Genomic DNA, 13,091 nt, shown 5'->3' with positions numbered 1-13,091 from the left:
ACCGGTGCCCGGCGTCAAGCGGCGCGGCCGCCGCCGTCCCCCCGTCACCACCCAGGGCACCCTGCCGCCCGAGGGTGCCGGGGCCGCGCTCGGCCGCGGCCACGCCCTCCCGCTGCGCCAGTGGCCGATCACGCTGGTCCTGGCCCTCGCCCTGACCGGCCTGCTGATCACCTGGCAGGGCCACTTCCGGCTCGGCCTGCTGGCCCTCGGCGCGGCGCCGCTGCTCGGCGCGCTGCTCCGGCTCGGCCTGCCCGACGTCGGCATGCTCGCCGTCCGCAGCCGGTTCACCGACGTCACCCTGATGTTCGTGCTCGGCGGCGTGATCGTCCTGCTCACGCTGGTCGCCCAGCCCGACCCGTGGCTGCGGGTGCCGGTGCTGGAGAACATCGGACGGCTCATCGGGCACCCCATGCGGTAGCCGGCGGGCGGAACCGGGGAGGCGGCCCGCCCGCGCCTCCCCGGTTCCGCGCGTCGCGGCCGCGCCCGGGCGCGAGCCCCGGTCGGTGCCGACAACCGCCTTGCGATAGCCTTGCCCAGGTCTCTCGATATCGAGAGATCATCCTCGGCTCCAGCGCGCCGGTGTGCCTGGGGCACCTGGCCACCGCAGGAGAAGGCTGAAATGACTCGCACCCCCGTCAACGTCACCGTCACCGGAGCCGCCGGCCAGATCGGCTACGCGCTGCTGTTCCGCATCGCCTCGGGCCACCTGCTGGGTGCCGACGTCCCCGTGAACCTGCGCCTGCTGGAGATCCCGCAGGGCGTGAAGGCGGCCGAGGGCGTCGCCATGGAGCTCGACGACTGCGCGTTCCCGCTGCTGCGCGACATCACCATCACCGACCAGGCGAACGTCGCCTTCGACGGCGCCAACGTCGCGCTGCTGGTCGGCGCCCGGCCGCGCACCGCGGGCATGGAGCGCGGCGACCTGCTCTCCGCCAACGGCGGCATCTTCGGCCCGCAGGGCAAGGCGATCAACGACAACGCCGCGGACGACATCAAGGTCCTGGTGGTCGGCAACCCGGCCAACACCAACGCCCTGATCGCCCAGCGCAACGCCCCGGACGTCCCGGCCGAGCGCTTCACCGCGATGACCCGCCTGGACCACAACCGGGCCGTCGCCCAGCTGGCCAAGAAGGCCGGCGTGACGGTCGAGGACGTCAAGAAGGTCACCATCTGGGGCAACCACTCGGCCACCCAGTACCCGGACCTGTTCCACGCGGAGATCTCCGGCAAGGCCGCCTTCGACGCCGTCGGCGCCGACCAGGAGTGGGTCGAGAACTTCTTCATCCCGAAGGTCGCCAAGCGCGGCGCCGAGATCATCGAGGTCCGCGGCGCCTCCTCGGCCGCCTCGGCCGCGAACGCCGCCATCGACCACGTCTACACCTGGGTCAACGGCACCCCGGCCGGCGACTGGACCTCGATGGGCATCGTCTCCGACGGCTCGTACGGCGTGCCCGAGGGCCTGATCTCCTCGTTCCCGGTCACCACCAAGGACGGCAAGTTCGAGATCGTCCAGGGCCTGGACCTCTCGGAGTTCGACCGCAAGCGGATCGACGCCTCGGTCGGCGAGCTCGCCGAGGAGCGCGACGCGGTGCAGGAGCTCGGCCTCATCTGAGCGCCCTCCCGCACGGTGTGAACGGCCGGGTGCCCACGGGGCGCCCGGCCGTTCTCCTACACTCGGGCCGTGAGCGAAACCCTGCAGGACGCCGCGCTCGTCCTGGTGTTCATCATGTTGGGCGGCCTGTTCAACGTCGCGGAGATCGCGCTGATCTCGCTGCGCGAGGGGCAGATCCGCGCCCTGGAGGCGGCGGGTTCGCGGCGGGCCGCGCGGGCCGCGCACCTGGCGGCGGACCCGAACCGGTTCCTGGCGGCGGTGCAGGTCGGGGTGACCTGCATGGGCTTCCTGTCGGCGGCGTTCGGCGCGGACACCCTGGCGGGCAAGCTGGCGCCGGTGTTCGTCCGGGCGGGCCTGTCCGAGGGCGTCGCGGACGCGGTCGCGCTGGTCGGCCTGACCCTGGTGATCTCCTACGCCTCGCTGGTGCTGGGCGAGTTGACGCCCAAGCGGATCGGCCTGCAGCGGGCCGAGTCGATCGCGGTGCTGGCCGCGCCGGTGGTGGACGTCATGTCGGTGGTGCTGCGGCCGGCGATCTGGCTGCTGGGCCACTCGACCAACCTGATGGTGCGGCTGCTGGGCGGCGACCCGAGCGCCGGGCGCGGCGTGATGAGCCCCGAGGAGCTGCGCGGCCTGGTCGCCGCCAACACCGAACTCGGCTCGGACGAGCGCGAGTTGATCAACGAGGTGTTCGCGGCGGGGGAGCGCCAGCTGCGCGAGGTGATGGTGCCGCGCACCGAGGTGACCTTCCTGGACGGCGACCGGCCGGTGGCCGAGGTCCGGCACGAGACCGACTCCGCGCCGCACTCCCGCTACCCGGTGGTGGAGGGCTCCTACGACGCGGTGACCGGCTTCGTGCACGTCCGCGACCTGTACGGGGCGCGCGGCGAGCAGGCCGTCCGGGTCGCCGAGCTGGCCCGCCCGGTGAAACTGCTGCCCGCCACCAAGCGGGTGCTGGAGGCGATGAGCGAGATGCGCCGGGAGGGCCACCACCTGGCGATCGTGGTCGACGAGTACGGCGGCACCGCGGGCATCGTCACCCTGGAGGACCTGGTCGAGGAGGTGATCGGCGAGATCCGCGACGAGTACGACGCCCAGGACACCACCGCGACCCGGCGGCTGGCCGGCGGCGGCGTCGAGATCGACGGGCTGCTCAACCTCGCCGACTTCACCGGGGAGACCGGCCTGACCCTGCCCGAGGGCCCGTACGAGACGGTCGCCGGGTTCGTGGTGCGCGAGCTGGGGCGGCTGCCCCGCAAGGGCGACCAGGTGGTCACCGAGGCCGGGGCGCGGCTGACCGTGGCCCGGCTCGACGGGCGGCGGATCGAACGGCTGCGGGTGAGCACCGTCACACCGGCCGAACCGGCGGCCCCGGAGGTTTCCTGACCGGCCCGGAGAACTGGAACAATGGCCGCATGGTCAACGCAGCGGTCACCGGTCCCGTGAAGGGCCGTCCCCGGGTGCTCTCCGGCATCCAGCCCACCTCGGGCTCCTTCCACCTGGGCAACTACCTCGGCGCGGTGCGCCAGTGGGTCGACCTCCAGGAGGCCAACGACGCCTTCTACATGGTGGTCGACCTGCACGCCATCACCGTCGAGCAGGACCCGGCGGTGCTGCGGCAGAACACCCGGATCTCCGCCGCCCAGCTGCTCGGCGCCGGCCTGGACCCGGAGCGCTGCACCCTGTTCGTGCAGTCGCAGGTGCCCGAGCACGCGCAGCTCGCCTGGGTGATGAACTGCCTCACCGGCTTCGGCGAGGCCTCCCGGATGACCCAGTTCAAGGACAAGTCGGCCAAGCAGGGCAGCGACCGCACCACGGTCGGCCTGTTCACCTACCCGGTGCTGATGGTCGCCGACGTGCTGCTCTACCAGGCCGACGCGGTGCCGGTCGGCGAGGACCAGCGCCAGCACCTGGAGCTCACCCGGGACCTCGCGGACCGCTTCAACACCCGCTACGGCAAGACCTTCACGGTGCCCGAGCCGTACATCCTCAAGGCCACCGCCAAGATCCAGGACCTGCAGGACCCGGCGGCGAAGATGAGCAAGTCCGCGGCCACCGACAAGGGCCTGGTCAACCTGCTCGACCCGCCGAAGACCAGCGCCAAGAAGTTCAAGAGCGCCGTCACCGACACCGACACGGTGGTCGGCTACGACGAGGCGGCCAAGCCCGGCGTCTCCAACCTGCTGCGCATCCACTCCGCGCTCAGCGGGCTGTCGGTCGACGAACTGGTCGCGCACTTCGAGGGCAAGATGTACGGCGCCCTGAAGACCGAGCTGGCCGACCTGTTCACCGAGTGGGTCACCCCGTTCCAGGCCCGCACCCGGCAGTACCTGGACGACCCGGCCGAGCTGGACCGCGTCCTCGCGCTGGGCGCCGAGAAGGCCCGCGCGGTGGCCTCCGAGACGCTCGCCGAGGTGTACGACCGGGTCGGCTTCCTGGCGCCCAAGCGCTGATGCCGACGGCTGCCGCCACCGGTGGTGACGGTCTCGACGAGGCCGTCACCATCGGCGTGTCCATACACGTCCCCGAACCGTACGGCAGCCGGGTGCAGGACGCCCGGGCCGGGCACGGCGACCCGCAGGCCAGGTCGATACCGACCCACGTCACCCTGCTGCCGCCGACCGAGACCCGCACCGGGTTCCTGCCCGCGGTGGAGCGCCACCTGCGGGCGGTGGCCGCCGCCCAGCGGCCGTTCCGGATGCTGCTCCAGGGCAGCGGCACCTTCCGCCCGGTCTCCCCGGTGGTGTTCATCCGGGTCGAGGAGGGCGCCCAGGAGTGCCGGGTGCTGGAGGCCGAAGTCCGCTCCGGCCCGCTGGCCCGCGAGCTGGCCTTCCCGTACCACCCGCACGTCACCGTCGCGCACGGCCTGTCCGAGCCCGCCCTGGACGTGGCGTACGAGCGGACCAGGGGCTTCCGGGCGGTCTTCGAGGTCGCCGAGTTCGTGCTGTCGACCTTCGGCGCGGACGCCGTGTGGCGCCCGTGGCGCAGCTACGCCTTCGGCGGTTCCTGAGCCCGGCGGTTCCTGAGCCCCGGCAGCCCCCGGCAGGCCGGGTGCCGCCGGGGCTCGGGCGCCGTCGGAGCTGGGTGCCGCCGGGGTGTCGCTGGGAGTTCGCTGGACGCCGTCAGCCGGCCCGGCCGGCCAGCTCCAGCATCCGGTCGACCACCCGGGCCGCGGCCCGGCCGTCCTCCAGCCCGCAGAACCGCTCCCGGAACGCCCGGTAGCGCTCCCGGTACGGCTCCGGGTCCAGGTCGCGCAGGGCCGCCACCACCGACGCCGAGTCGGCCAGCAGCGGGCCCGGGGCGTGCGCCTCGAAGTCGAAGGTGAAACCGCGCAGCCGGCTGCGGTAGTGCTCCAGGTCGTAGGTGAAGAACAGCATCGGGCGGCCGGTCACCGCGAAGTCGAACATCAGCGAGGAGTAGTCGGTGACCAGCACGTCGGCGGCCAGCATCAGGTCGGCGACGTCCGGGTGGTCCGAGACGTCCCGGACGAAGTCGTCGTCCGGCATCCGCCCGCCGACGTGCACGTGCGGGCGCAGCAGCAGCACGTGGTCCCCGCCGAGGGCGGCCCGGGCCGCCTCGACGTCCAGGCGCAGGTCGAGCCGGTAGCGGTCGCCCGCGCGCTGGTCGTCGCGCCAGGTCGGCGCGTACAGCACGGCGGTGCGGTCCTCCGGGACGCCGAGCCGGGCCCGGACGGCGGCCCGCTCGGCCGGGTCGGCGCGCACCAGCCGGTCGTTGCGCGGGTAGCCCGCCTCCAGCGGCGCGTCCCGGTAGTCGAAGGAGTCCGCCAGGATCGGGGTGGCGAACGGACTCGGCGACAGCAGCAGGTTCCACTGCCGCACCTCGTGCTCCAGCCGGTCCAGGTAGCCGTCCTCGGCCATCCACTCGGTGCGCACCTGGCGCGCTATCCGCTTGAGCGGGGTGCCGTGCCACAGCTGGGCGACCACCTGGCCCTCGCGGCGCTCCAGGAACTCCGGGAAGTGCGTGTTGCCGACCAGGTAGCGGCTGGTGGCCAGCGCCTCGTACCACTCGGGGCTCCACATCCGCAGCGCGGTGGTGCCCGGTGGGGGCTGCTCCTGGCCGTCCTCGACCACCCACAGGTGCTCCAGCGGCAGGCCGCGGGCGACCAGCTCCTCGTGCACGGCGCGCGGGTTGCAGGAGTAGCTGCGGCCGCCGAAGACGTCGTACAGCACGGCGTCGCGCAGCGGGCGGCGGCGGGCCGCCGGGTAGTCCACGGTGCGCAGCCGCAGCTGGCGGCGGGCGCTGCGCTCGGCGGCGGACAGCACCGGGGTGCTGTCCAGGATCAGGGTGTCGTGCCAGCGGCGTTCCAGCAGGAAGGACTTGGGGCCGCGCGGGGCGCGCAGCGGCAGCCCGTCCAGCACGCCGGGGTGCAGCCGCAGCGACAGGCCCTCGTGGTCGGGGGCGCCCGGGCGGCGCAGCGACAGCTCCCAGACGCCCTTGGCCAGCGGCCGGGGCCGGCCGTCGGAGGCCGGCGGCTCCAGGGCCAGCACGGTGCGGAACCGGCCGTCGGCGGTCAGCTCGACGGGGCGGCGGCGCTCCCGGCCGTCGCCGCTGTGGCGCAGCACCAGCTCGGTGCGGGCGCCCTCGTGGTGCGGCAGCTCGCCGGTCAGCTCCCAGCCCTCGGGGACGGCGGTGAGCGCGTCGACCAGCGGCTCCGGGTCCTGGACGCAGAACTGCAGGCGCAGGTCGGACAGCTGCTTGGCGTACAGCACCTGCCGGTCGGCCAGCGGGAGCTGGCGGCGGCCGGTCGGCGGGCAGTCGGTGCGCAGGTCGATCGTCCGGCCCTCGGGGTGCAGCAGGGCGGGCTCCCAGTGCCCGGACAGGTCGCAGTGCGCGGCGGTGACCCGGGCGGTGAACGCGGTGCCGTCCCAGTCGGTGTCGCAGGCGACGGCGGTGTCGGTCTCCCGGTGGCGCAGGACCAGGGAGCCGCCGGCGGAGCCGGCCGGGGCCCGGCCGGAGACCAGGAAGCCGTCTCCCGCGCAGTCCAGGCCGGTGACCCGGGCCCGGCCGGGGAGCACGGTCAGCCCGAGGGTGCCGGAGCCGAACCGGGGCACCAGCAGCACGTCCTCGTCGACCCAGCGGGCGGGCGGGTACTCGCCGCTGCCGCACCAGTGCGCGGCCAGCGGGGTGTGCGCCCGCACCGGGCCGGCCGCCACCAGCGCGGTGACCTGCCAGGTGCCGGGGTGCCACTGGCCGCGCTGGCGCAGCTCCCGGGGGTCGACCAGCGCGGTGAAGCCGGTCCAGTCCAGCCCCAGGGCGGCCTGCGCGCTGTCGTCGGTGGCCTCGGGCAGGTAGCGCGGGTACGTCCGCAGCCGCACCGGCCGCTGTCCGGACGGCGGGGTCAGCTCCAGCTCGACCGCGGTCTCGCCCGGGCGGTCGCCCGGACGGCCCTCCAGCCGCCCGTCGCCGAGCAGCGACAGGATGTCGCCGTCCCAGACCGCCCGCCGCACCCCGACCCGGGCGGCGGGGTCGGCGGAGGGGCGGGCGGCACGGTCCTGCCGGCCGGCGAAAAGGGAGAGTCGAGCCACTCACCCATGACAGCCAGGCGAACAGGGAAAGTCAATTCCCTCCTTCCTGGGGAAATTCTCAGCTTTCCGGGAATTTCCAGGAAACAGGGAGGGAATTGGCAGACGGTTGACCGGCGGTGACGCGCGGTCGCCCGGTTGACGGCGCCGGTTACCCGGCGTTCCCGTCCAGGAGCGCGTCCACCACCCGCACCGCGGCCTGGCCGTCGTCCAGGTCACCGTACGCCTCCCGGAACGCCGCGTACTTGTCCGCGTACTCGGCGGTCACCCGGGGGAGGTCGGCGAGCGCGCCGACCACCGCGGCCGAGGTGCGCAGCAGCGGGCCGGGCGCCTGGGCCTCGAAGTCGAAGCTGAAACCGCGGAGGTTGTCCCGGTAGTGCTCCAGGTCGTAGGTGAAGAAAACCACCGGCCGACCCGTGTTCATGAAATCGAACAATGCCGCCGAGTAGTCGGTCACCAGCACGTCGGCGATCAGCAGCAGCTCGGCCGCGTCGGGGTAGGTGCTGACGTCCCACACGTAGCCGTTGCCGGCCTCGGCGATCTGCCCGCGCACCACCTCGTGGCTGCGCACCAGCAGCACCTGGTCGTCGCCCAGGGCGGCGCGGGCCGCCTCCAGGTCGAGCTGCAGGTTGAACTGGTAGCCGCCGTCGGGCAGTCGGCGGTCCTCCCGGAAGGTCGGCGCGTACAGCACGACCTTCTTGCCCTCGGGCAGGCCGAGCCGCTCGCGCACCCGCTCCGCGGTCTTCTCCCGGTCCGGGGCGAACAGCAGGTCGTTGCGCGGCGAACCGCTCTCCAGCACCCGCCCCCGGTAGTCGAAGGCCCGCCGCAGCACCGGCGCCGACCAGCGGTTGCCCGCCGTCAGCAGGCTCCACTGCGGCACCTCCTCCTTGAGGTGCTCCAGGTACCCGGAGTCGGTGAACCAGACCTTCTCGAAGTCGGTGCCGATCCGCTTCAGCGGCACGCCCTGCCAGGTCTGCAGCACGACCTGGCCGGGACGGCGGCGGAAGTACGTGGGCAGGTGGGTGGAGGTGACGATGTACTTCGCGGTGGACAGCGCCCGGAACCACTCGGGGGAGCGGTGGCGCACGCACTCGGCGGTCTGCGGCAGCTCGGCCTGGAGGTCCACGGAGGTCCACAGGTGCCGCAGCGGCAGGCCGCGGCGCACCAGCTCCTCGTGCACGGCCCGCGGCGAGTCGCCGTACAGGCCGCCGTCGGCGGCCCACCAGTCCTCCCGGACGGTGTGGTACAGCACCGTGTCGGTCAGCGGGCCGAACTGCTGCTCGGTGTAGGCGCGGCGCAGGACGCGCTGGCGGTAGCCGCTGCGCTCCTCGGGCACCAGCGGGTCGTGCGACTCCAGCGACAGGGTGTCGAAGCCGCGGCGCTCCAGGGCGACCCGCTTGCCGCGGGCCTCGATCTCCAGCGGCAGCGCGTCGAACGTCCGGGCGGCCAGCACGGCGGCCGGCCACAGGCTGTCGACCGGGGCGCCGACCGGGCGGAACAGCACCGTCCAGGTGCCCTTGTGCAGCGGCACCAGGCCCGCGAAGGACGCGGTCGGGACGGCGGGCAGCGCGGCCCGGAAGCGCCCGTCGGCGATCTCCACCGGGTAGGCGTGCTCCTCCTGGCGCTTGAAGTGCCGGATCACCAGCTCGTAGCGGTGCGCGCCGGGCAGCGGGAAGGACCCGCTGAGCACGAAGCCCTCGCCGTCGGTGGCGGGGGCCACCTCCTCGATCACCGGCTGCAGCACCTGGTCGCACAGCTGCAGGTAGCCGGACGGGGAGGGCTTGGCGTACAGCGCGCGCTCGCCCGCGCCCAGCGGCAGGTGCAGCTCCACCGGGGCGGTCCGGTCGTCCAGCACCAGGGGCAGCGCGCTGCCGTCGGCGAGCTTCAGCTCCAGGTCCCAGCGGTCCCGGGTGCGCTCCTCGGCGGTCGGGTCCAGCGCGTCCCAGGCCTCGCGGACGGCGGTCAGCCCGGCCAGCCGCACCCGCGCGGTGAACGGCAGGTCGCGCCCGGCCGGGGTGCCGAGCTCCAGCTCGGCGAACAGGTCGCGGTCGGACTCCACGTGCCGCAGCCGCAGCTCCGCGCCGGCCAGGTCCGGGCCCGAGCGCACCAGGCCGTTCAGCTCCAGGACGCCGTCCTGCGCCGAGGCCGCGACCGCGCGGGCGCGCACCCGCTCCACCCGCAGCAGCAGGTGGCCGTCGCGCGACCAGGGCACGATCCGGACGTCGTCCTCGACCCAGTGCACCGGCGGGTACTCGTTGCGGTCGTGCCAGCCGACCGACACCCGGCCCTTGTACACGCCGCCCTTGCCGGCGCCGGCCACCAGCACCCGCCAGGAGCCCTCCTTCCAGGCACCGCGGGACTTCAGCCGCTGCGGGTCGATGGACGCGGAGAAGCCCGCCCAGTCGCAGCTGTACAGGTCGTGCGGGGAGCTGGAGGTGGCCTCCGGGCTGAACTGCGCCTTGGTCTGCACGGCCACCACGCCGCGGCCCTTGGCCTCGCGCAGCACCAGCGCCTTGACCATGTCGTGCTTGTTCGCGGCGCCCAGGTGCTCGGGGAAGGCGTGGCCGGTGAGCTTGAGCTTCCCGTCCTCCCAGGCCGCGTCGTACAGCCGCGAGCGCATCACCAGCGCGTTCTTCAGCCGCAGCACGTCGGCGGGCACGCTCCGGCGGCCGCCGCGCAGGAACGGGTAGTCGGCGTACGGGCGCAGCAGGCCGCGCGCGGGGGCGGCGCCGTTGCTGTCCTGCTCGAAGCGGAGCTGCTCGATGAGCTCCTCCAGCCGGCCCTGCAGGGTCAGGTGGTACTTCAGCCGCAGCGGCGCGCGCAGCTTGCGGACCTGCTCGGGCCCGATGGCGCGCAGCAGCCGGCCGACCGACTCCAGGTAGGCCGCGTTGTACTCCGGGTCGCCCTCCAGCACCGACCCGAAGAACATCGGGATCTCCTCGACGAGGTTGTTCTCGTCGTAGGTGTGCAGGTACTTGCGGAACTTCGGGTCGCTCTGCGCCGACAGCCAGTCCCGGACCAGCTCCATCGACTTGACCCGGTCGATGACGCCCTTCGGGTTGGTCTTCATCTGGGTGATCGACATCTCGCCGACCTCCCGCTCGCGCCAGTGGTAGATCGGCTCGGCGAGCACGTCGACCCGGCGGGCCAGGAAGTGGTGCGGCACGCTGACCGGGGCGTCCTCGTACAGGATGCCCTCGGGGTACAGCACGCCCGCCTCGTCGAAGAAGCTGCGGCGGTAGACCTTGTTCCAGGCGGTGCGGTCGGTGATCAGCGCCGGGATCTCGGTGATGTGGGTGCTCAGCCGGGTCGCCGCGAACGGCTTGCGGTGGCCGCCGGACTGGTAGTGGCCCACCGCGCGGAAGCGCTGCACGTTGCCGGTGCAGAAGTCCGAACCGGTCTCGTCCAGGGTGCCGATCATCAGCTCGTACGCGGACGGCGGCATGGTGTCGTCGCTGTCGACGAACGCCAGGAACTCGCTGTCCTGGGAGATGTTCCGGTAACCGGTGTTGCGGGCGGCTCCCAGACCCTTGTTGACCTGCTGGACCAGCCGGAAGCGGGAGTCCTTCGCGGCGTACGCGCGGGCGATCTCGGCGCTGGAGTCCTTGGAGCCGTCGTCGACCATGACGCACTCGAAGTCGGTGAAGGTCTGGGCGGCGATGGAGTCGAGGCATTCTTCGAGGTAGCGCTCGACGTTGTAGATCGGGACGACGACGGACAGACGGGGGGCCATCGGTAGCGCAGAGCCTTTCCTCGGGAATGCGACCGGCGGGCCCGTGAAATGATGAGAAAGCGGACCGCCACCGGCGGCGATCCTACCTCTCCGGGCTTGCTAGTCTGCGCGAGGCCAGGCCAGGTCGGGAGAGTGAAGAGATGCCGCGGTTCAGTGTGGTCGTACCGGTGCACGCCGTCGAGGAGTACCTCCCGGAGTGCCTGGAGTCGGTCCTCACCCAGTCCTTCGAGGACTTCGAACTGATCGCGGTGGACGACCGCTCGCCCGACGGCTGCGGCGCCCTGCTGGACGCGGCGGCCGCCCGCGACCCCCGGGTGACCGTCCGGCACCTGCCGGAGAACGTCGGCCTCGGCCCGGCCCGGAACGCCGGCACCGCCCTCGCCACCGGCGACTACGTGATCTTCCTGGACAGCGACGACACCCTCACCCCCGGCCTGCTCGCCGCCGTCGACGCCCGGCTGCGCGCCACCGGCGACCCCGACCTGCTGGTGTTCGACTACGCCCGCAGCCACTGGGACGGCCGGGTCGCCCGCTCCGCCTCCGCGCCGGTGTTCGCCCGGCCCGGCGCCGAGGTCTTCACCCTGGACGAGCGCCGCGACCTGCTCGACCTGCTCCAGGTCGCCTGGAACAAGGCCTACCGGCGGGCCTTCCTGGCGGACAACGGCCTGTCCTTCCCGCCCGGTTACTACGAGGACACCCCGTTCACCTACCCGGCGCTGCTCGCCGCCGAGCGGATCACCCTGCTCGACACCGTCGGCGTCCACTACCGCCAGCGCCGCGAGGGCGGCAACATCCTCGCCACCGCCTCCCGCAAGCACTTCGACGTCTTCGCCCAGTACGACCGGGTCTTCGGCTACCTCGACACCCGGCCCGACCTGGACCGCTGGCGCCCGGTCATCTACCGGATGATGCTCGGCCACCTCGCCACCGTGGTCTCCAAGCCCGGCCGCGTCCCGCCCGGCGACCGCCGCGAGTTCTTCCGCCGCGCCGCCGAGCACTGCGCCCGGCACCGCCCGGCCGACCACCGGCCCGCCCCCGGCCGCGAGGGGCTGCGCGGCGAACTGCTCGCCCGCGGCAACCACCTCGGCTTCCAGGGCCTGCGGGTGCTCGCCCGGGCCCGCCGCGCCGTCCGCCGCTGAGCCGCGCCGTCCGCCGCTGAGCCGCTCCCCGGCCGCGCCGCGGCGGGCCGCGCCGTGTTTCGCTCCCGCCGCCGCGGCCCGCGCGGCGGTATACAGCCAAGCGTGGACTTCCTCACCAAGCTGCCCGTGATCGGCCCGTGGGCCGCCCGGCTGATGCGCAGCCGCCCCTACCGCGTCTACCTGCTGTTCGACGACGTCCAGGGCAACCGGCTGGCCGGCGCGATCACCTTCTTCGGCTTCCTGGCCCTGTTCCCGCTGCTCACCGTGGCCCTGGCGATCGCGCTCGCCACCCTCTCCGACTCCCGGGTGCACCAGCTCCAGGACAAGATCTCCGAGCAGCTGCCCGGCCTCGCCGACTCGCTCGACCTGAACGCGATGGTCGCCAACGCGGGCGCCGTCGGCCTGGTCTCCGGCGTGCTGCTGCTGATCTCCGGCCTCGGCTGGGTCGACACCATGCGCGGCGCCGTGCGCACCGCGTGGCGGCTGCCCGACGACGGCGGCAACCCCGTCCTGGTCAAGGCCCGCGACTGCGTGGTGCTGCTCGGCCTCGGCCTGGTCTGCCTGGCCTCGCTGGCCGCCTCCGCGCTCGCCACCACCCTCGTCCACCGGCTCGCCGACGGCCTCGGCCTGCACGGCGGGGCCGCCCGCTGGCTGCTCTCCGCGCTCGGCTTCCTGATCGCGGTCTGCGCCGACCTGCTGCTGTTCGCCTACCTGCTCGGCCCGTTCCCGCGGATCACCGGCCAGCGCCGCCGCGCCCTGCTGGAGGGCGCGCTGATCGGCGCCGTCGGCTTCGAGCTGCTCAAGCTGCTGCTCTCCTCGTACCTCGGCTCGGTGGCCGGCCGCAGCCTGTACGGGGCGTTCGGCGTGCCGGTGGCGCTACTGCTGTGGATCGACTTCGTCTCCCGGCTGCTGATGTACTGCGCGGCCTGGACCGCGCTCGCCGACCCGGAGGAGGCCAGACTGCGCGCGGTGCGGCAGGCCGAGGAGGCGCTGCGGGCCGCCGGGAAGACACCCCCTCCGACGGGTGTCCGCCCACCGGACGAGTGACTATGATCCCGCTCACACCT

The 13,091-nt window shown here is 73.4% G+C and carries 9 protein-coding genes; 7 read left to right on the top strand and 2 right to left on the bottom strand.

From position 1 onward, the window contains the following. The first annotated feature begins 4 nt into the window (after window positions 1–4). The 5 genes from HUT16_RS13280 (at window position 5) to HUT16_RS13260 (ending at window position 4,619) form a co-directional block, all read left to right on the top strand. The gene (locus HUT16_RS13280; RefSeq protein WP_176188422.1) at window positions 5–418 is read left to right on the top strand and encodes a DUF3017 domain-containing protein; all 414 of its coding nucleotides are present in this window, start codon (window positions 5–7) and stop codon (window positions 416–418) included. A 201-nt stretch (window positions 419–619) separates the two neighbouring features. Further along, window positions 620–1,612: a malate dehydrogenase gene (locus tag HUT16_RS13275; RefSeq protein WP_176188421.1), complete on the top strand. Its 993-nt coding sequence runs from the start codon at window positions 620–622 to the stop codon at window positions 1,610–1,612. A 69-nt stretch (window positions 1,613–1,681) separates the two neighbouring features. Continuing rightward, window positions 1,682–2,995, top strand: coding sequence for a hemolysin family protein (locus tag HUT16_RS13270; protein ID WP_176188420.1), 1,314 nt, complete (start codon window positions 1,682–1,684; stop codon window positions 2,993–2,995). Between the two features lie 74 nt (window positions 2,996–3,069). Continuing rightward, on the top strand, window positions 3,070–4,062 hold the full coding sequence (gene trpS / locus HUT16_RS13265) for a tryptophan--tRNA ligase (protein ID WP_176192657.1): 993 nt from the start codon (window positions 3,070–3,072) through the stop codon (window positions 4,060–4,062). Then, the gene (locus HUT16_RS13260; RefSeq protein ID WP_176188419.1) at window positions 4,062–4,619 is read left to right on the top strand and encodes a 2'-5' RNA ligase family protein; all 558 of its coding nucleotides are present in this window, start codon (window positions 4,062–4,064) and stop codon (window positions 4,617–4,619) included. Before trpS ends, HUT16_RS13260 begins: the two co-directional genes overlap by 1 nt. A 112-nt stretch (window positions 4,620–4,731) precedes the next feature. Here HUT16_RS13260 and HUT16_RS13255 read toward each other — a convergent pair whose 3' ends face one another. Both HUT16_RS13255 and HUT16_RS13250 read right to left on the bottom strand, forming a co-directional pair. Then, entirely contained in the window at window positions 4,732–7,155 is a 2,424-nt protein-coding gene (locus tag HUT16_RS13255) for a CDP-glycerol glycerophosphotransferase family protein (RefSeq protein WP_176188418.1), read from the bottom strand. Between the two features lie 148 nt (window positions 7,156–7,303). Next, window positions 7,304–10,885, bottom strand: a complete 3,582-nt coding sequence (locus tag HUT16_RS13250; protein ID WP_176188417.1) for a bifunctional glycosyltransferase/CDP-glycerol:glycerophosphate glycerophosphotransferase — start codon at window positions 10,883–10,885, stop codon at window positions 7,304–7,306. Between the two features lie 140 nt (window positions 10,886–11,025). Between HUT16_RS13250 and HUT16_RS13245 the strand changes: the two genes are divergently transcribed. Both HUT16_RS13245 and HUT16_RS13240 read left to right on the top strand, forming a co-directional pair. After that, window positions 11,026–12,024: a glycosyltransferase gene (locus HUT16_RS13245; protein ID WP_254897794.1), complete on the top strand. Its 999-nt coding sequence runs from the start codon at window positions 11,026–11,028 to the stop codon at window positions 12,022–12,024. Between the two features lie 102 nt (window positions 12,025–12,126). After that, window positions 12,127–13,071: a YihY/virulence factor BrkB family protein gene (locus HUT16_RS13240; protein ID WP_176188416.1), complete on the top strand. Its 945-nt coding sequence runs from the start codon at window positions 12,127–12,129 to the stop codon at window positions 13,069–13,071. The last annotated feature ends 20 nt before the right edge of the window (window positions 13,072–13,091 follow it).

Origin of the sequence: Kitasatospora sp. NA04385 (assembly GCF_013364235.1) — a bacterium.
In the GTDB taxonomy this organism is placed as follows: Bacteria; Actinomycetota; Actinomycetes; order Streptomycetales; family Streptomycetaceae; genus Kitasatospora.
The sequence above is the reverse complement of the archived record's forward strand: the minus strand, read 5'-3'. Positions and strand labels throughout refer to the sequence as shown.